Genomic DNA, 18277 nt, shown 5'->3' on the forward strand with positions numbered 1-18277 from the left:
TTAAGCTGCGGCAGCCTTGCTGCGAGCCGCGCACAGGCACGGCCTGCCATGCTCTGAGGCCCATGGAACTCATCGCACCCGAACTCGTCGTCGTGCTCGCCACGGCGATCGCGGTCGCCACCGCCGTCTCCGGGCGCATCCGGATCGCACCGCCCGTGCTGCTTCTCGTCTTCGGCGCCGGGATCGCGTTCATCCCGGCGTTCGGCGGCCTGGAGCTCCCGGCGGACGCGGTGCTGCTCCTGTTCCTGCCCGCGCTCCTGTACTGGGAGAGCCTGACCATCTCGCTGCGGGAGATCCGCGCGAACCTGCGGGGCATCGTCCTGATGGGCACGCTCCTCGTCGTGGTCACCGCGGGCGGGGTGGCGACGCTCCTGCACCTGCTCGGCATGCCGTGGGGTCCCGCATGGGTGCTCGGTGCCGCGGTGGCTCCGACGGACGCGACGGCCGTCGGCGCGCTGACCCGGTCCCTTCCGCGCCGGAACACGACGGTGCTCCGCGCGGAGAGCCTGGTGAACGACGGGACGACGCTCGTCGTCTACGGGATCGCGGTGGCGGTGACGGCGGGCGCACAGACCCTGACGGCGTGGAACGTCAGCTGGATGCTGCTGCTGTCCTACGTCGGCGGCATCGCCGCCGGGCTCGTGGTGTCCTGGCTCGGCATGCAGGTCCTCCGGCGGGTGCACGCCGTCGTGCTGGAGAACCTGCTCACGTTGCTCGTCCCGTTCGTGGCGTTCCTGGCCGCTGAAGCGATCGGTGCGTCCGGCGTCCTCGCCGTCGTCGTGGCCGGGCTCGTCGTCAGTCAGGTCGCACCGAAGCTCGACCGTGCCGAGACCCGCCAGCAGGTGCGGTCGTTCTGGTCGTTCGCGACGTTCCTGCTCAACGGCGCGCTGTTCGTGCTCGTCGGCATCGAGGCGACCATCGCGGTCCGCGCGCTCGGCGTCCGGGAACTGTGGCTCGGCCTCGGCCTGATCGGACTGGTCTCGGTGACGGTCGTGGTGCTCCGCTTCGCCTTCCTCAACGCGTCGTGGGGCGCCGTCAAGCTCGTCACGCTCCGCACCGGGGGCACGCCACGAGAGGGACATCGCGACCGGGTGGTCAGCGGATTCACCGGGTTCCGTGGGGCGGTGTCGCTGGCGATGGCCGTCGCGGTGCCGCGCATGGTCGAGAGCGGTGCGGCGTTCCCGGACCGCGACCTCATCGTGTTCGTCACGGCGGGCGTCGTCGTGGTCACGATCGTCGGGCAGTCGCTCGTCCTCCCCGCGGTCGTCAGGTGGGCGGACTTCGGCGGTCGCGACGAGGTGGCCGACGAGCGTCGGGACGCCGAACGGACCGCGATCGAGGAGGCGCTCGACGCGCTGCCGCGCCTGGCCAAGCGGCTCGGGGCCGACGACGAGGTGGTCGAGCGCATTCGCGGCGACTACGAGGGGCACCTGGCGCTCGTCCGGGCGGAGCAGAGCGACGAGTCCGACCACCCGTTGCTCGCGAAGCGCGGCGATGCGGTGGAGCTCGAACTCGAGCTCGTCCGGCACAAGTCGGCGACCGTGCTCCGGATGCGCGACGACGGCGACATCGACGACCTGGTGCTGCGGCAGGTCCGGGCCGAGTACGACGCCGAGGAGACCCGGCTGCTCCGCCAGGGCGAGCGCGACTGACCCGCGGCTACCCGGCCGAGCGCGCCGCGGTCCGCTGCACCCCGGCGGCCGGCGCGATGACGACCGCGATGACGAGGAGTGCCGCCGGCACGAGCATGGTGAGCTGCAGCCCGAGGTGCTCCCCGAGGAAGCCGAGCGCCGGCGGCCCGACGAGGAACGCGATGTAGCCAGCTGCGGCGACGACGGACACGCGGCGGTCGCCGTCGGTGGGGTGGTCACCCGCCGCGGAGACGGCCAGCGGGAACCCGAGCGCGATGCCGAGGCCCCAGACCACCGCCGCGATGGCGGTGAGGAGCGGGGTCGGCGCCAGGACGACACCGAGCACCCCGATCGCACCGACGGTCGCGCACGCGCGGATGACGGTGCCGCGCCCGAAGCGGGTGACGAGGGATGTGCCGGCGGACCGGCCGACGAACATCGCGAGCGCGAAGCCGGTGAACACGAGGGAGCCGAGGACCTCCGGAGCGTCGTGCTCGTTCGTCATGAGGAGCGGCAGCCAGTCGCTCGCCGATCCCTCGGCGAACGCCATGGCGAGCGTGATCACCGCGATGAGGAGCAGCTGCACGGTGACGACGCCTCGGCGACGAACGGGTCGCGTGTCGTCAGCGGCGGGGACCTCGGCCCGGGGCAGCGGCCGGAGGTTCGTCGCGGCGAAGACCGCGAGCGCGGCCATCACGGCCGTGGCGATGGTCAGGTGCACGACGACGGGGGTCTGCGCGGCGGTCATCGCGATCCCGACGACTCCGCCCGCGACGGTGCCGAGACTGAAGCACGCGTGCAGCATCGGGACGACCGGGCGGCCGGTCGCACGCTCCTGCGCAGCGGCCTCGACGTTCAGGCCGATCTCGGCGACGCCCGCGCCGAAGCCGATGAGGAACAGTCCGCCCCAGACCCCGACGGCGAACTGCGCTGGTGCCAGGACCCCGACGAGCAGCATGCCGAGCACCGGCAGCGCTGCGCCGACGAGCACGAGCGGGCGGGTCCCGAGCCTGCGGACGAGCGCTCCAGCGCCGATGATGCCGATCATCGACCCGATCGACAGGCCGAACAGGACGATGCCCATCGCCTCGATCGACGCGCCGAGGTCCGACCGGACGGCCGGGGTGCGCGTGACCCACGACGCGATGCCGAACCCCGTCATGGTGGACACCGCGAAGAGCGCCAGCCGGTGGAGTCGGGTGGGTGTCGGCGCCGTCGCTGTGCTCACGCGCCAACTCTCGCACGGCGGACCCACGCCCGCCACGGCAGTGACGTCGCGAGCGCCAGTCCGATGACCACCGAGCCGAACCAGCCGACGACGGTACCGGGGATCGGCACGAGCAGGCTCGTCCACAGCAGCACCGACAGCACGCCGAGCACGTACGCGGCCCCGGCCTTGAGGTACCGGAGCCGCTGCAGCCCGGCCGCCCGGTCCAGGTGCGAGGTCAGGCGAGCGAGGAACACCGCCCCGACCGCGATCGCAGCCCCCGCGACGGCCGCCTGTTCGAGCGCACCGATGCCGTCGGACCCGAGCGGGCCCGACCCGGACAGCGAGTACGCCCCGTCCAGGATCTCGAACAGCATGAACACGACGAGCCCGCGCTCGAACACGACGGTCGACGCGTAGGCGTGGATCCGCCAGGCGTCCCGCCCGGTCCCGATCGAGGACGTGTCCGTGGTCCCGGCGGGGGAGCGGAGCGCCCACTTCGCCACGGCCTTCGACCCGAGGTACCCGACGGTGCCCGCGATGCCACCGAGGACCACCGGCACCACCGCGACGGGCTCCCACGAGGAGGCGGACCCGACGAGCACGGACGTCAGCACCACACCGGTCCCAGCGGTGACCAGCGACCAGACGCGCGGCCGTGCGACGGCGGCGAGCCGGGCCTCCAGTCCGCCGAGCCAGGACCTGCGGGACGCGCGGTCCGTGTTGAACAGGTACTCGGCGAAGACGAGCCAGATGAACGACGCTCCGAAGGCGGCGAGTGCGGGACGCACGTCCTGCAGGTGTGCGGCGAAGGTCCCCGGTGCGAACACCGCCTCGGACACGGCCGACGCCGGGTCCGAGGCGTCGCCGACGGCGACGGCCGCCGGCGGCAGCAGCAGTCGCATCGCGAGGACGCCGGCGACGATGCCGAGCGACAGGAACAGGCGTCGCGCCGGGGAGTGCAGCCGACCGGCGATGCCGGCCATCGGGACCGACGAGTCGGCCGCCATCGCGATCTCGAGGAGGGCGAGCGCGATGAACGCGAGTGCCGCGGCCGGGCCGAGTGTGAACCAGGCGAGTGCGGCGACGGCGGTCGTGGTGAGCAGGGGGACGGTCAGCAGGGATCTGGCCATCACCCCATGGAGCGCTCCGAACCTGCGCTGGTCGTGCACTCGGCCTGGGCAGGGCCTGGAGGCTCGGCGTGCGTTCCCGAGATCGGGTGACGGCCGGTCCCCACTTGCGTGGACGCCCGCGCGCCTAACGCGCGCCGCCGTGCGGCCGATAGGGACCGCTGACCACCCACGGAAGGGCGGTCGCACACCCTGCCCCACGGACGGCGGCGGGGACGAGACACACCAAGGACGGGCCATGATCGTCGTCACACGACTCAACGGCAGCGGGTTCGCTGTCAACCCCGATCTCGTGGAGCGCATCCAGGAGACGCCGGACACGACGCTCATCATGGTCGACGGCGCGAAGTACATCGTCCGCGAGTCCATGGCAGAGGTGATCGACCGGATCGCCGCGTACCGCGCCCGGATCGTCACGATGGCGTACGGCACCGAGCCGCGCGGTGCCTCCGAACCGCGCGGTGCCACGGGCCCGCAGCCGGTCCTCGCGCCGGTCGCACCGCTGCACGGGGAGCGCTGACGTGGACATCGCAACGATCGTCGGGATCCTGCTCGCCTTCGGCGCCCTGTTCGGCATGGTCGAGATGGAGCACGTCGAGCTCGCCGGCCTGTTCCTCCCCGCGCCGATGCTGCTCGTCTTCGGCGCCACCATCGGCTGCGGCATCGCGAGCACCACGCTGAAGGACGCCATCGCGTCGTTCAAGTCGGTGCCGAAGGCGTTCACCGGCAAGGTCACCCCGCCGGCGTCGGTCATCGACGACGTCGTGAGCCTCGCCGAGGTCGCCCGCTCGAACGGCCTGCTCGCGCTCGAGCAGGAGGCCGACAAGCACTCGGACCCGTTCATGAAGAAGGCCCTGCAGAACATCGCGGACGGCACCGACGGCGACGAGCTCCGGATCCTGCTCGAGGACGAGATCGAGTCGAACGCGGCGCCGGTCCGCAGCGCCAGCTCGTTCTTCATGGGCCTCGGCGGCTTCGCCCCGACCGTCGGCATCATCGGCACCGTGGTGTCGCTGACCCACGTGCTCGCGAACCTCGGCAAGCCGGACGAGCTCGGCCCGCTCATCGCGAGCGCCTTCGTCGCGACGCTCTGGGGCCTCCTCACCGCGAACTTCCTCTGGCTGCCGATCGGCGGGAAGCTCCGCAAGCTCGCGCAGCTCGAGTCCGACCGTCAGACGCTCCTGATGGAGGGACTGCTCGCGGTGCAGGCCGGCAGCCAGCCGCGGCTGCTCGGTGAACGCCTCAAGGCGATGGTTCCGCCGGCTGCCAGGGGCGACGGTGCCGCGGCGAAGGGCAAGGGCAAGTCCGGCAAGGGCGAGTCCGTCGACGACCAGCAGCTGGCGGCCTGACGATGAGTGCGAACCCCCGTGGACGCGGTCGTGGACGGTCGAAGAAGGGCGGGCACGACGAGGCCGAGCACCCCGACGAGCGCTGGATGGCGTCGTACATGGACATGATCACCGTCCTGATGTGCATGTTCCTCGTGCTGTTCGCGATGTCGACGGTGGACCAGCAGAAGTACATCGCGCTGAAGACCTCGCTCGCCACCGGGTTCGGCGAGGTCAAGACGGACAAGATCGACACCGCGAGCGGCACCGTCGTGAAGAAGAACGAGGTCACCGACGGCAAGGGCTACTCGGTCGACAACGCGAAGGCCGACCACTCCACCGCGGCGTCCGGCAGCAAGGACACCAACACGGACCCGGCGTCGAGTGCCGTCCCGGCCGTCCCGGCGAGCGCGACCAAGCAGGACGTCGCCGCCGCGAAGCAGGAGCTCGACGACCTGCAGGCGATCGAGGCGGCGATCAAGGCCAACCTCGACAAGGCCGGGCAGACCACCAACGTGCAGTTCACCGTCGACGCCCGCGGGCTCACCGTGCGGCTGGTCGGTAGTGAGACGTACTTCGGCACGAACAGCGCCGACCTGTCCGACCAGGCGAAGGCGATCATGGACGCGATCGCCCCGGTCCTGAAGACGGCGGACCACGACGTGAGCGTCGAGGGCCACGCCGACCAGCGGAACTCGACCGCCCCGTACGCGACGAACTGGGAGCTCAGCGCCGCCCGCGCCACCGGGGTCCTCCGCGACCTGGTCGAACGCGGTGGGATGCCGGCCGACCGCATCCAGAGCGTCGGCTTCGGGTCGAGCCGGCCGCTCGCGAAGGGGAGCACCGACCAGGACCTCGCGCTGAACCGACGCGTCGACATCGTGGTGCTGTCGAACGCCGACCAGGACGTCAGCGCACTCATGCCGGCGCTGGCGAAGGCGCAGGACGGGGCGCGATCCGGCTGACACCCTCCGGCCCCCAGAAGTGGGCACAGCACTGACGGGTGGGACGGGTCCACCCGATAGACCCACCCGTGACCGAGACCCTGCCAGCGCCCGAGGTGTACGACTTTGCGCGCCCGTCGACGCTCGCCCGCGAGCACGCACGGGTCCTCGAGCTCGCCTTCGAGACCTTCGCCAGGCAGTGGGGCACCCAGTTGACCGCCAAGGTCCGCGTGGTCAGCCAGGTCACGTGCGAGCAGGTCCAGATGATGACGTACGACGAGTACGCCGCGTCCCTGCCGGCGCTGACGGGCATGGCGCTGCTGCCGATCGCCGACACGACCCCGAAGGGCGTGCTGCAGGTCCCGCTCGACGCCGCCCTGACGTGGGTGTCGCACGCGCTCGGCGCCTCGAAGCCGTTGCCCGCGCCGGACCGCACCTTCACACCGATCGAGCAGGCCCTGGTCCGCAAGATCATCGAGGACGCCCTCGACGACCTCCGCTACTCGTTCGGCGGACTCCTCACGCACGACGTCGCCGTCGGCGGCTTCCAGTACAACTCCCAGTTCGCCCAGGCCGCGCAGAAGGGCGACCTGATGATCGTGGCGTCCTTCGAGATCCGCGTCGGCGACCGCATCGCCCCCGGCACCCTCGCCCTGCCGGCCGAGGCCGTGCTCCCGCAGCTCGGCGAGGCCGCGGAGACGGTGTCGTCCGCCGACGCCCGCGTCCTCCTCGACGCCCAGCTCGCGAGCGTCCCGGTCGGCGTCTCGCTGCGCTTCGCCCCGGCCGCCGTCCTGCCGTCGCAGGTCCTGCGCCTCGCCGTCGGCGACCTGCTGCCGTTGCCGCACCCGCAGCACCGTCCCCTCACCATCGCGGTCGACGGCGAGCCCGTCGGCACCGCCGCCGTCGGCGCGAACGGCTCGCGCCTCGCCGGCATCGTCGTCACCACCACATCGGAGCTCCCCGCATGACCGCCACCACCACCCTCCACACCGGTGCCGCCGAGGCACTCGTCGCGCAGCTCCCGACGGCGGCGCCCCTCCGCGCGCTGGCACTGCCTGGAGGCTCGACCGCCTCCGTCCTGGAGGCTGCGGTCGACGGTGTGGTCGCGTCCTTCGTCGGCGGGCTGTCCGCTGACCTCGCGGTGGTCCTGACCGACCTGGACCAGATCGCCGCCGCCGGCGGAACCGACCACGGCCTCGTGGCGGTCACCGACGTGCTCCGTCCGTCGCTCGAGGCCGCGGTGTCGGCGCTCGGTGTCGGTGTCCTCGGCGAGGCCCGTCGTGAGTCCGCCGCGTCGCTGTTCGCCGACCCGGACACGGTGGTGTTCGAGCTCACCGCCGGCGGGCTCCCCGGCGGCTGGTTCGGCATCCGCATCCGCGAGAACGGCACCGTCGGCGCCGCGCCGGTGCAGCACGTGTCGATCCCCGCCGGGAACCTCGGCCGGATCAACAACGTCGAGATGACGCTGACCGTCGAGATCGGTCGCACCCGGATGTCCGTCCGCGACGTGCTCGGCATGGAGCCGGGCGCCGTCGTCGAGCTCGACCGTTCCGCCGGTGCCCCGGCCGACGTGTTGCTCAACGGTCGGCTCATCGCGCACGGCGAGGTCGTCGTCGTCGACCAGGACTACGCCGTGCGCATCACGAAGATCCTCGACGTCGCCGAAAGCCTCTGACCCGACGTGGACACGCTCGTCATCACCCTCCGCGTCGCGCTCTCGCTCGGCGTCGTGCTCGCCCTGATGTGGGTGCTGCACCGCCGCGTGTCGAAGGGCCAGTTCGGCGCGGGGAAGAAGCCGCGGGGACGTCGTTCCGCCGCGGTGGAGGTCGTCGCTCGACAGGGCATCGGCGGCAAGGCGAGCGTCGTCGTCGTGGACGTCGAGGGGGAGCGCCTCGTGCTCGGCGTGACCGAGCACGGCGTCAGCCTGCTCACGAGCGGTGCGGCACCCGCACCGGAACTGACGATCGTGACCGGTCCGGTCGCGCTGCCCGTGCGTCCGACCCCGTCGGCGGAGCAGTTCCGTCAGGAACTGGCTGTGCAGACCGACGCCACCACGAGCCTCCCGTCCGACGCGGCGGAGCCGCTGCCCATGCGCCCACGCAACCGTCGTGCCCAGCGCACGGTCGTCCCGACGTCCGCGCAGCTCCAGGGTTCGATCCTGTCCGCCGACACCTGGCGGCAGGCCGCCGCCGCCCTCCGTTCCCGGCGGGCCGGGTGACCGCCGCGCGCACCGTGGGCCCCGCTCGCCGGTTCCGGGCCGACGCGCCAGCGGCGGACCGGCCGAGCCGAGTGGGACGACTCGTCCTGCTGGTCCTGCTCGGGTTGGCGATGGTCGCCGGGTTCCTCATGCTCACCGCGACCGGCGCGCACGCGACCGGGGTCGTCCAGCCGACCGCCCCGGCCACGCCGTCCGCGCCGGCGTCGCCGTCCACCGGCGGGTTCTCCGTCAGCGTGAACGGGCCGGACGGGCAGCCGTCCTCTGCCGTCGTGACGCTCATCGGGATCACGCTGCTGAGCGTCGCCCCGGCGCTGATGCTGATGATGACGTCGTTCACGAAGATCTTCGTCGTCCTCGCGATGACCAGGAACGCGCTCGCGCTGCAGTCGATCCCGCCGAACCAGGTGCTCGCGGGCCTGGCGCTGTTCCTGTCGCTGTTCGTGATGGCGCCGGTGATCGGGCACATCAACGACGACGCGCTCCAGCCCTACCTGGCGGGGCACATCGACTTCCAGCAGGCCGTCGACATCGGCACGAAGCCGCTCCGGACGTTCATGCTGCACCAGACGCGCGAGGAGGACGTCGCGCTCATCACGCGCGCTGCCGGTCAGGACAACCCGAAGACGATGGCCGACGTGCCGATGACCACGGTGATCCCGGCGTTCATCATCTCCGAGCTCCGCAGCGCGTTCATCATCGGGTTCGTCATCTTCATCCCGTTCCTCGTCATCGACCTCGTCGTCTCCGCGGCGCTGATGTCGATGGGCATGATGATGCTCCCGCCGGTGATGATCTCGCTGCCGTTCAAGATCCTGCTCTTCGTGCTGGTCGACGGGTGGGGGCTCATCATCAAGTCGCTCATCGAGAGCTACCAGGTGGTGCACTAGTGGACCAGCAAGCCGTCATCGATCTCGTCCTGCAGGCCCTCATGGTCGCGGGCAAGCTCGCCGCACCCGTCCTCGTGACGTCGCTCGTCGTGGGCTTCGCGATCTCGCTGTTCCAGTCGGTCACCCAGATCCAGGAGGTCACGCTCTCGTTCGTGCCGAAGGCCCTGGCCGTCGCCGTCGCGCTCGTCGTCTGCGGCAACTGGATGATCTCGGAGATGGTCGCGTTCACGCACTTCGCGTTCGACCAGATCCCGAAGCTCCTCGGGGTGGGCTGATGGAACTGGCCATCGACTTCGACTCGCTCGAGGGCACCATGCTCGCGGGCGTGCGGATGATCGCGTTCTTCGTGATCGCGCCGCCGTTCTCGTACAAGGCGTTCCCCGCGACGGTCAAGGTGATCCTCGCGCTCGGCCTCGCCGTCGGCGTCGCGCCACGGGTCACCGCCGGGTACGAGTCGCTCGACACCGGGGCGTTCGTCATCGCCCTCGTGACGCAGCTCGTCGTCGGCCTGGTGCTCGGCTTCCTGGTGTACCTCGTGTTCGCGGCCGTGCAGTCCGCCGGCGCACTCATCGACCTGTTCGGCGGGTTCACGCTCGCGCAGGCGTACGACCCGCAGTCGCAGGTGAACGGCGCGCAGTTCACCCGGCTGTTCCAGATGGCCGCGCTCGCGCTGCTCTTCGCATCGGGCGGGTACCAGCTCATCGTCGCCGGACTCGTCCGGTCGTTCGACGCGGTGCCGCTCGTGGACGGATCCTTCGCGCTCGGCGGGGTGGCGTCCGTGCTCGTCACCGCGCTGTCGCAGATGTTCCTCGCGACGCTGCAGATCGCCGGGCCGCTCGTGGTCGTCCTGTTCCTCGCCGACGTCGGCCTCGGGCTCCTGACCCGTGTGGCACCGGCGCTCAACGCCTTCCAGATGGGATTCCCGATCAAGATCGGCCTGACGGTGATCTTCGCCGGTGCGCTCTTCATGGCGCTGCCGTCGATCGTCTCGTCGCTGACCGGTGACGCCGTGCAGGCGATCACAGGGAGGGGGTGAGCATGTCCGACTCCGGTGAGAAGTCCGAGAAGGCCACCGCCAAGCGGATGAAGGAGGTCCACAAGAAGGGCCAGCTCGGCCGTTCCCAGGACCTCGGCGCGTGGATCGGCATCGCCGTCGCCGCGCTCATGGTGCCGGCGACCATCGGCAAGGCGGCCGCAGCGGGGCAGGCGCAGCTGGACGCCGTGCGCGTCGTCATCGCCGACCCGACGATCGGCACGATGCGCGGGGTGTTCGACGAGGCGATGGGCTCGCTCGGGGCGACGCTCGGCCCGATGCTCCTGGTGGTGCTCGTCGGCGTCACAGCGGCGGCCGTCGCACAGGGCGGCGTGCACTTCCGTTCCCTGGCCCCGACGCCGGAGCACTTCGACCCCGTGCAGGGCATCAAGCGGGTGTTCGGGACCCAGGCGCTCTGGAACGGTGTGAAGGCCCTCGTGAAGACCGCGGTCGTCGGCCTCGTGCTCTGGTTCGCCGTCCAGGGGCTCGTTCCCGTGCTCATGACGAGCGGCTCGCTGCCCCTGTCCGCCGTGCTCTCCGCCGCCGGCGAGGGTGCGGGGACCCTCTTGCGCGCCGCCATCGCCGCCGGGCTGGTGCTCGCGGCGCTCGACGTGTTCGTCGTGATCCGCCGGAACCGCAAGCGCACCATGATGACCAAGCGCGAGGTCAAGGACGAGAACAAGACCGCAGAGGGCGACCCGCTCGTCAAGGGCCAGCGGCGCTCCCGGCAGCTCGCGATGAGCCGGAACCGGATGATCCAGTCCATCGGCACCGCGGACGTGGTGATGACGAACCCGACGCACTACGCCGTCGCGCTCAGGTACGAGCCTGGCAAGTCCGCGCCGCGCGTCGTCGCGAAGGGCGCGGGTCCCGTCGCGTCGCTCATCCGCGACCGAGCGCTGGAGGCGCGGGTGCCGATCGTCCGCGACGTCCCGCTGACCCGTGCCCTGCACGCGGCGTGCGAGCTCGGGCAGGAGGTCCCCGTCGACCTCTACACGCCGGTCGCCCGGGTGCTCTCCTTCGTGATGGCGCTCAAGGCCAAGGGCGCCGCGGCCGGGACGCACGCACCACCGCGGCCGACCACGCCGGACGAGGTCGCCACCGTCCTCGACCCGGCGACCCTGACCGGGGACCTCCGCCCCCGCAAGCTCCGCACGCCACGCACGAACCCGACTCCCGAAGAGGTGCCAGCATGAACCGCAAGGACCTGCCGAAGCTCGCCGTCCCGGTCTTCATCGTCGGCATCATCCTGCTGCTGATCCTGCCGGTGCCGTCCTTCCTGCTGGACTTCCTGATCATCTGCAACATCCTGCTGGCGCTGGTGATCCTGCTCACGACGCTGTTCGTGAAGAAGCCGCTCGACTTCTCGGTGTTCCCGTCGCTGCTCCTCGTCGCCACGCTGTTCCGGCTCGGGCTCAACGTCGCGTCGACCAGGCTCGTGCTCGGCGAGGGGTTCGCCGGCGACGTGATCCAGGCGTTCGGTCACGTGGCGGTCTCCGGCTCGATCATCATCGGCGCGGTGATCTTCCTGATCCTCGTCGTCATCCAGTTCGTCGTCGTCACGAAGGGTGCAGAGCGCGTCGCCGAGGTCGGGGCACGCTTCACCCTCGACGCGATGCCCGGCAAGCAGATGGCGATCGACGCCGACCTCAACGCCGGCCTCATCACCGACGTGCAGGCGAAGGAGCGTCGCGCCGCGGTCTCCGCCGAGGCCGACTTCTACGGCGCGATGGACGGTGCGTCGAAGTTCGTCAAGGGCGACGCGATCGCAGGCATCCTCATCATCGTCATCAACCTGATCGGCGGCATCGCGATCGGGATGCTGCAGAACGGCCTCTCGATCACGGACGCGCTGTCGAAGTACGGCATCCTCACGATCGGCGACGGGCTCGTCACACAGATCCCCGCGCTCCTGATGGCCGTCTCGACCGGCATGATCGTGACCCGATCCGGTGCCGAGTCCGAGATGGGCTCATCGGCTGCGACGCAGCTCGGACAGTCCAGGAACGCGCTCATGATCGCCGGTGTGGCAGCGATCGCGATGGGGTTCATCCCCGGCATGCCGATCCTGCCGTTCCTGCTCGTCGGCGCGACGCTCCTCTTCACGGGCTGGCGCATCGGGCGGAACGCCGCCCGCGCCGAACAGCAGGCGGAGCAGCAGCAGGCACTCGAAGCCGCTGCACCCACCGGCGACTCCCCGGAGGACCTCGTCGAGCAGATGCGCGTGCACGCCCTCGAGATCCTGCTGGCGCCCGACCTCGTCGACATGGTGTCCGGCGCGTCGGACGACCTGCTCGGCCGGGTCCGGGCACTCCGCCGGAAGATCGCGATGGACATGGGCGTCGTGGTGCCGCCGGTCCGCACCCGGGACAGCATCGACCTGCCGCCGTCGACCTACGCGATCCGGATCGCCGGCGTCGAGGCCGGTCGTGGCACGGCTCCGGCACGCAGCGTCCTGGCGCTCGGCGACCAGCTCGACGGGCTCCCGGGAGACGCCACCGTCGAGCCGGTGTTCGGGCTCGCCGGCAAGTGGGTCCCCGCCGAGCTCCGGCACGCCGCGGAGATGACCGGCGCCACCGTGATCGACCGTGTCTCCGTCCTCGTCACCCACCTGCAGGCGGTCATCGGCGACAACGCCGCGCGCCTGCTCACCCGCGAGGACGTCAAGGTCCTCACGGAGGGCGTCAAGCAGGTCAACCCCGCCGCGGTCGAGGAACTCGTGCCGGGCATGCTCTCGATGGCCGAGCTCCAGCGCGTCCTGCAGGGGCTGCTCGTCGAGCGTGTCCCGATCAACGACCTCGGCCGGATCTGCGAGGCGCTGACCCTCCGCGCGAAGGTCTCGACCGACCCGGAGGGGCTCGTCGAGGCCGCACGCGCCGCGCTCGGCCCGGCGCTGCCCGCGCGCCACCTCGAGGAGGGCGTGCTCCGCGTCATCATGATCGACCCCCTGCTCGAGCAGTCGATGCTCGAGGGGCTCCGGCCGTCCGAGCAGGGGACCCAGATCGTCCTCGACGCGCACCGCATCGAGCAGGTCCTGGGCTCCGTGCGCGATGCCGTCCGGAACGTCGAGGAGCAGGGCCTCTCCGCCGTGCTCGTCTGCGCACCGCAGCTCCGTCCGGCCGTGCACCGGATGGTGTCCGCGCAGTCGAACGGCCTGCCCGTGCTCTCCTACCAGGAGGCCACGGCAGCGGGATCCACCATCGAGACCGTTGGAGTGGTCCGTGCCGCCGACCCGATTGCAGCGTAGCGCCGCGACGCTCGACGACGTCCGCGACGCCGTCCGCGCCGAGTTCGGCCCCGCAGCCAGGATCGTCTCGGCCGAGAAGGTCACGAGCGGCGGGATCGGCGGGCTGTTCCGCCGTGCGCACGTCGAGGCGACCGTCGAGGTGCTCGACACCACCGACGTGCCGACGGCGCGGGTCGCGATCGCCGACGGTCCTGCGGTGCGCGTCGGGATCGCCGCCCTGCTGGCTGACGCCGACGAGGCCGAGGCCCGCATCGCCGCCGCCGACGGGACGTCGTCGACGCGTGCCGACGCGTTCGCGTCGGTACTCGACGGCTTCGTCGCCGACGGGATCGCACCCGGCCCCGCGGCGGGCGCAGGTCGTCCCGAGGGTGGCGATCCGAGCCTCCCGTCCGGTGCTGCGGTGATGCCGGGAGGCCCGTCCACCGTCACCGACGTCGACGCGGCCGCGTCGCGACGGGTCCTGGCCGCGGGGCGGCCGTCGGTGCCGGCCGTGCTGTCGGCCGACGGTGACCTCGTCGTGCTCGTCGGCCGCGCCGGGGACGTCGACGCCGCCGCCGGGCTGTTCGCGGCGCGGCACGACCTGCGTGCCACCGATGCCAGCGATCGCCGGGGCGGGATCCTCGCCAGGGCCGACGGCGTCCGCGAGGGGTACGCGCTGCTCGGTGTCGCGACGTGGGACGACCGCCGGACGCTCGACGGTCTCGTGCCCGACCAGGTGTGGGTCGTCGTGGATGCCGGGCGGAAGACCGAGGACAGCCGCGCCATGGTGTCGGCGGTGGCATCCGTGGTGACCGTGGCCGGTGTGCTGTCCATCGGGGCGTCCGAGACCGCGACGCCGGACTCCGTGCACGAACTCGGCCTGCCGGTCCGCGTGCTCTGACGGATTGCTTCCGGCGGTCGCTAGGCTGTCCGGGTGCTGGTACTCACGCGGAAGGTCGGCGAGCGGATCCTCATCGGGGACGACATCGTCATCACGGTGCTCGACTCCCGCGGCGACGGCGTGCGCATCGGGATCGATGCGCCCCGCGGTGTCAAGATCCAGCGTGAAGAGGTCGTCCGTGCCGTGGCCGAGGCCAACGTCGAGGCGACGCGGACCGCGTCCGACGATGCCGAGGCGCGACTGCGTGAGGCACTCGGCGGCGGAGCCGGTCCGTCGTCTCCGTCCTCGGACTGAAGGGCACCTCGGACTGAGGGCCACCTCGGGCTGAGGGCCACCTCGGGCTGAAGGTCAGCGGAGCAGGACCGCTGCCGCTGCCGCGCCGGCCCAGAGCATGCTCGTCAGGGTGCCGACGATGAAGCGCTCACGCGCCTCGGCACTGTCGAGCTCGGAGAACCTGCCGAGCCCCTTGATCGCGATCACCGCCGCGATGAGCTCCAGGTGACCGATCGCGGCCGCGCCGATCACGGCGAAGCGCTCGAGGTCCCCGATGGCGGCACCACCGCGGAGGACCTCCTTCGTCGTGGGCGTCGCTCCCGTCGCGGTGGGACCGCGCGCGGCGGGACCGCTCGACGCGACCACGAGGATGCCGCCGTGCGTCCCAGCGGGGATCGTGGTCCGCGTCGAGAGCCGGAGCGCGGCGTTCGTGACGGCGCTGCCCGCGACGATGCCGAGGAGCGCGACGCTCAGTGCCGCGAGGGTGCCGAGCACGGTCGACGGCGGCTCCGGCCGGACGTCGAACGCCGTGAGGACGAGTGCGCCGAGCACGATGACCGCGGCGGGTACCGCGCGGACCACGGGGCCGAGCCGGGGGAGCACGGAGAACACGGCGGCCGCGAGGGTGACGACCACGAAGCCGACCCAGGCTGCTTCCACGCCGATCATGCCCGCTCGTCCGCGTCCGCGAGCAGCCGGACCAGGGCCGCGTGCAGGACGTCCTCGTCGCGCAGGTCTGCGGCGGCGAACCGCTTCGCGACCGCCTGGGGGGTGATGCCGAGCTCCTCGGCGGCATCGGGACGCGAGACCCCCTTCGCGAGCAGGTCGGCCAGCTGCCAGCCCTCCGGCGATCGTCGGGCACGGAGCCGCACGGTCTGTCGGAGGATCGGCTCCACGTCGTTCCCCCGCAACCGCCGATCAGGGTCGATCTCGACCGCGAGGTGCTCGGGGTTGCGCTTCGCCCGCTCCACGGCGTCGCGGGCGCGGATGAACGCGGAACCGGAGGCGGCCCGGGTGGAGGCGGGCAGTGGCTCGTCCACGTCGCCGATGCCGATGCCGATGCTCCACCCGCCGGTCCGGGTCAGGCGCAGCAGCGCGTCGAGGGTGGTCTCCGGCGAGCTCGTCAGCAGCTGGAACTCGTCACCTGCGGTGCGTTCGGGCGCGAGCACGACGTCGTCGAGCGCGCCGAGGAGTTCGCGCATGGTCCCCTCGACGCGGTCGTCGCCGTTCCGACTGTCGACCTGATCGACGGTGAGTGCGTACATGGCCACCTCCGCGATCAACCATACAAGGTTGATAATGCCGAAATCAACCCGCTGAGGTTGATCACGGACGGGGCTTCTTCTCCTGCTCCGGCAGCCGTCCCGCGGCGCGCTCTGCGGCGAACCACGCACGGGCCTCGTCCTGGCGCCGCTGCTCCGCGCCGAGGGCGATCGGCGCGCGGACGTGCTCCGGCTCGTAGCCGAACGACTCGATGAGCTGGGGGACCAGCGGACGGATCCGGGCGATGAGCCGGTCGATGGACGCCGACACCGCACGGGCACGCTGTGCGGACAGCCGTCCGTGCAGCAGGTACCACTCGAGGTGCTGTTCGAGCAGCCCGAGCGCGAACAGGTCGCGGAGCCAGACCAGCGCGCGGCGGGTGTCGCCGACCGGCACCTCCTCGATGGCGTCGGTGAACGCCTCCCACTGCATGAGTTCCGCGTGCGCCTTGGACGCCTCGATGAGCTCGTGCTGCGACCGGTTGAGGAGCAGGGCCTGCCGTGCGCGGTCCTTGCCCGCGGTGTTCAGGCGCATGCCGATCTCGGCGACCATCGTGTCCACGCGACCGCTGAGCAGGTCGCGCTGCGTCGCGGGGTCATGGAGATCGGCCACACTGGCGGCGAGCGACCCGCGGTCCTTCGCGGTCTGCCCGAGGCGACGGATGCCGCTCGCGTCGGCGAGCTTCGTACCGACCTGGGCGGCGACGAACTTCGCGGTCGAGGCGGCGTCGCGGGGTGCCTGCTTGCGGAACTCGGTGAGGAGCCGCTTGCCGACGAGCTGGAGGAGCACGGTGTTGTCGCCCTCGAACGTCACGTAGACGTCGAGGTCGGCGCGGAGGCTCGTGAGCCGGTTCTCGGCGAGGAATCCGGCACCGCCGCACGCCTCGCGGCATTCCTGCAGGGTGTCGAGCGCGTACCAGGTCGACATCGACTTGAACGCGGCCGCCTCGGTCTCCAGGTCCTCGCGGCGCTCCGGGGTGTCCAGTCGGCCGCTGAAGACGTCGTCGAACGTCCGCAGGAGCTTCTCGTGCGCGAACGACTGCGCGAACACCGTCGCGAGTCGCGGGATGAGCCGGCGCTGGTGGCGTCCGTAGTCGAGCAGGACGCCCTCCTCACCGCCGCCGGTGGGGAACTGCCGGCGCTGCATCGCGTAGGTCAGGGCGATCTGCAGGCCGATCTTCTGCGCCACCACCGCTGCGCCGTCGAGCGAGACACGGCCCTGCACGAGGGTGCCGAGCATCGTGAAGAACCGACGACCGGGAGACTCGATCGGCGACGAGTACGTGCCGTCCTCGGCGACGTCGCCGTAGCGGTTCAGCAGGTTCGTGCGGGGGATCCGGACGTGGTCGAAGTGCAGTCGGCCGTTGTCGATGCCGTTCAGACCGCCCTTGACGCCGTCGTCCTCGCCGCCGACACCCGGCAGGAACGCGCCGTCGTCGTCGCGGAGCGGCACGTAGAAGGCGTGCACGCCGTGGTCGACGCCCTGCGTGACGAGCTTCGCGAACACGACGGCTGCCTTGCCGTGCAGCGCGGCGTTGCCGATGTAGTCCTTCCACGCACCGCGGAACGGCGTGTGGACGACGAACTCCTGCGCGTCCGCGTCGTACGTCGCCGTCGTCGCGATGTTCTGCACGTCGGAGCCGTGGCCGGTCTCCGTCATGGCGAAGCACCCGGGCACGTCGAACCCGATGATGCCGGGGAGGAACTCGCGGTGGTTCCGCTCGGTGCCGAGGTGGTGGACCGCGGAGCCGAACAGCCCCCACTGCACGCCGGCCTTGATCTGGAGCGACGGGTCCGCGGTCGTCAGCTCCTCGAAGGCCGCGAGGTTGCCGCCGTGGTTGTCCTGGCCGCCGAGCTCCGGCGGGTAGGGGCGCTGGATGGCGCCGTTCTCCTGCAGGATGCGGAGCTGGTCGAAGGCGCGGGCACGGTGTTCGGCGATCGTGAGCCCCTCGACCTTGTGCAGGGCGGGGTCGCGGACCAGACGGCGGGAGATGCGGCGGTCCTCGGCCCAGCGCCCGAGCAGGTGCTCCGAGAGCAGGTCGACGTCGATGCGCACGTCCGTGTCGGTCCCGGCCTTCGGGGTACCGGCTGCCGGGTCTCCGGCGGCGTCGGCCTTCGGGGTCCCTGCGCTGCCGGTGCTGCCGGTGTTCGTGACGGGTGCGGTGTCGACCATCGTGCGCTCTCCTGAACTGCTCTGTCCTCGTGCTGCCGGTGTTGCCGTTCCAACCTAGGCACCC

At 71.5% G+C, this 18277-nt stretch carries 19 protein-coding genes; 14 read left to right on the plus strand and 5 right to left on the minus strand.

Annotated features, from left to right (window positions below; genetic code table 11):
- The first annotated feature begins 62 nt into the window (after positions 1–62).
- Positions 63–1652, plus strand: a complete 1590-nt coding sequence (locus AAEP80_RS11955; RefSeq protein ID WP_420364573.1) for a Na+/H+ antiporter — start codon at positions 63–65, stop codon at positions 1650–1652.
- Between the two features lie 7 nt (positions 1653–1659).
- On the opposite strand, the gene AAEP80_RS11960 is transcribed toward AAEP80_RS11955, so the two are convergent.
- Together AAEP80_RS11960 and AAEP80_RS11965 are read right to left on the minus strand one after the other, a co-directional pair.
- Complete coding sequence (locus AAEP80_RS11960; RefSeq protein ID WP_420364574.1) at positions 1660–2859, minus strand: MFS transporter; 1200 nt, start codon at positions 2857–2859, stop codon at positions 1660–1662.
- Entirely contained in the window at positions 2856–3971 is a 1116-nt protein-coding gene (locus AAEP80_RS11965; protein ID WP_420364575.1) for a DUF475 domain-containing protein, read from the minus strand. Before AAEP80_RS11965 ends, AAEP80_RS11960 begins: the two co-directional genes overlap by 4 nt.
- A gap of 235 nt (positions 3972–4206) precedes the next feature.
- Between AAEP80_RS11965 and AAEP80_RS11970 the strand changes: the two genes are divergently transcribed.
- The 13 genes from AAEP80_RS11970 to csrA all read left to right on the plus strand — a co-directional run bounded on the left by AAEP80_RS11970 (position 4207) and on the right by csrA (position 14799).
- Positions 4207–4488: a flagellar FlbD family protein gene (locus AAEP80_RS11970; RefSeq protein ID WP_420364576.1), complete on the plus strand. Its 282-nt coding sequence runs from the start codon at positions 4207–4209 to the stop codon at positions 4486–4488.
- 1 nt (position 4489) lies between these two features.
- Positions 4490–5317 (plus strand): motility protein A, encoded by an 828-nt coding sequence (locus tag AAEP80_RS11975; RefSeq protein WP_420364577.1) that lies wholly within the window; start codon positions 4490–4492, stop codon positions 5315–5317.
- A gap of 2 nt (positions 5318–5319) precedes the next feature.
- Positions 5320–6261, plus strand: coding sequence for an OmpA/MotB family protein (locus AAEP80_RS11980; protein WP_420364578.1), 942 nt, complete (start codon positions 5320–5322; stop codon positions 6259–6261).
- Positions 6262–6329: 68 nt separating this feature from the next.
- Positions 6330–7208 carry a flagellar motor switch protein FliM gene (locus tag AAEP80_RS11985; RefSeq protein WP_420364579.1) on the plus strand — a complete coding sequence of 293 codons (879 nt, stop codon included), beginning with the start codon at positions 6330–6332 and terminating at the stop codon, positions 7206–7208.
- The gene (gene fliN / locus AAEP80_RS11990; RefSeq protein WP_402728666.1) at positions 7205–7915 is read left to right on the plus strand and encodes a flagellar motor switch protein FliN; all 711 of its coding nucleotides are present in this window, start codon (positions 7205–7207) and stop codon (positions 7913–7915) included. The genes AAEP80_RS11985 and fliN overlap by 4 nt, the downstream gene beginning before the upstream one ends.
- Before the next feature lie 6 nt (positions 7916–7921).
- Positions 7922–8458: a FliO/MopB family protein gene (locus AAEP80_RS11995; RefSeq protein WP_420364580.1), complete on the plus strand. Its 537-nt coding sequence runs from the start codon at positions 7922–7924 to the stop codon at positions 8456–8458.
- A gap of 110 nt (positions 8459–8568) precedes the next feature.
- Entirely contained in the window at positions 8569–9345 is a 777-nt protein-coding gene (fliP, locus tag AAEP80_RS12000) for a flagellar type III secretion system pore protein FliP (protein WP_281267578.1), read from the plus strand.
- Positions 9345–9620, plus strand: a complete 276-nt coding sequence (gene fliQ / locus AAEP80_RS12005) for a flagellar biosynthesis protein FliQ (RefSeq protein WP_402728668.1) — start codon at positions 9345–9347, stop codon at positions 9618–9620. The genes fliP and fliQ overlap by 1 nt, the downstream gene beginning before the upstream one ends.
- Positions 9620–10381 carry a flagellar biosynthetic protein FliR gene (locus tag AAEP80_RS12010; RefSeq protein ID WP_420364581.1) on the plus strand — a complete coding sequence of 254 codons (762 nt, stop codon included), beginning with the start codon at positions 9620–9622 and terminating at the stop codon, positions 10379–10381. Before fliQ ends, AAEP80_RS12010 begins: the two co-directional genes overlap by 1 nt.
- 2 nt (positions 10382–10383) lie before the next feature.
- Entirely contained in the window at positions 10384–11574 is a 1191-nt protein-coding gene (locus AAEP80_RS12015) for an EscU/YscU/HrcU family type III secretion system export apparatus switch protein (protein WP_420364582.1), read from the plus strand.
- A complete protein-coding gene (locus tag AAEP80_RS12020) occupies positions 11571–13625 on the plus strand; it encodes a flagellar biosynthesis protein FlhA (RefSeq protein WP_420364583.1) in 2055 nt (684 codons plus the stop codon). Before AAEP80_RS12015 ends, AAEP80_RS12020 begins: the two co-directional genes overlap by 4 nt.
- The gene (locus tag AAEP80_RS12025; RefSeq protein ID WP_420364584.1) at positions 13600–14505 is read left to right on the plus strand and encodes a hypothetical protein; all 906 of its coding nucleotides are present in this window, start codon (positions 13600–13602) and stop codon (positions 14503–14505) included. Before AAEP80_RS12020 ends, AAEP80_RS12025 begins: the two co-directional genes overlap by 26 nt.
- A gap of 33 nt (positions 14506–14538) precedes the next feature.
- The gene (gene csrA, locus AAEP80_RS12030; RefSeq protein WP_402728673.1) at positions 14539–14799 is read left to right on the plus strand and encodes a carbon storage regulator CsrA; all 261 of its coding nucleotides are present in this window, start codon (positions 14539–14541) and stop codon (positions 14797–14799) included.
- Between the two features lie 54 nt (positions 14800–14853).
- Here the strand turns inward: csrA and AAEP80_RS12035 are convergent, their stop codons facing one another.
- The 3 genes from AAEP80_RS12035 to AAEP80_RS12045 form a co-directional block, all read right to left on the minus strand.
- Complete coding sequence (locus tag AAEP80_RS12035) at positions 14854–15447, minus strand: hypothetical protein (protein WP_420364585.1); 594 nt, start codon at positions 15445–15447, stop codon at positions 14854–14856.
- Positions 15444–16043: a DNA-binding protein gene (locus tag AAEP80_RS12040; protein ID WP_413601985.1), complete on the minus strand. Its 600-nt coding sequence runs from the start codon at positions 16041–16043 to the stop codon at positions 15444–15446. Before AAEP80_RS12040 ends, AAEP80_RS12035 begins: the two co-directional genes overlap by 4 nt.
- A 61-nt stretch (positions 16044–16104) precedes the next feature.
- Positions 16105–18213 (minus strand): acyl-CoA dehydrogenase, encoded by a 2109-nt coding sequence (locus AAEP80_RS12045; RefSeq protein ID WP_420364586.1) that lies wholly within the window; start codon positions 18211–18213, stop codon positions 16105–16107.
- Positions 18214–18277 lie beyond the last annotated feature (64 nt).

The organism is Curtobacterium sp. L3-7, assembly GCF_048756585.1.
In the GTDB taxonomy this organism is placed as follows: domain Bacteria; phylum Actinomycetota; class Actinomycetes; order Actinomycetales; family Microbacteriaceae; genus Curtobacterium.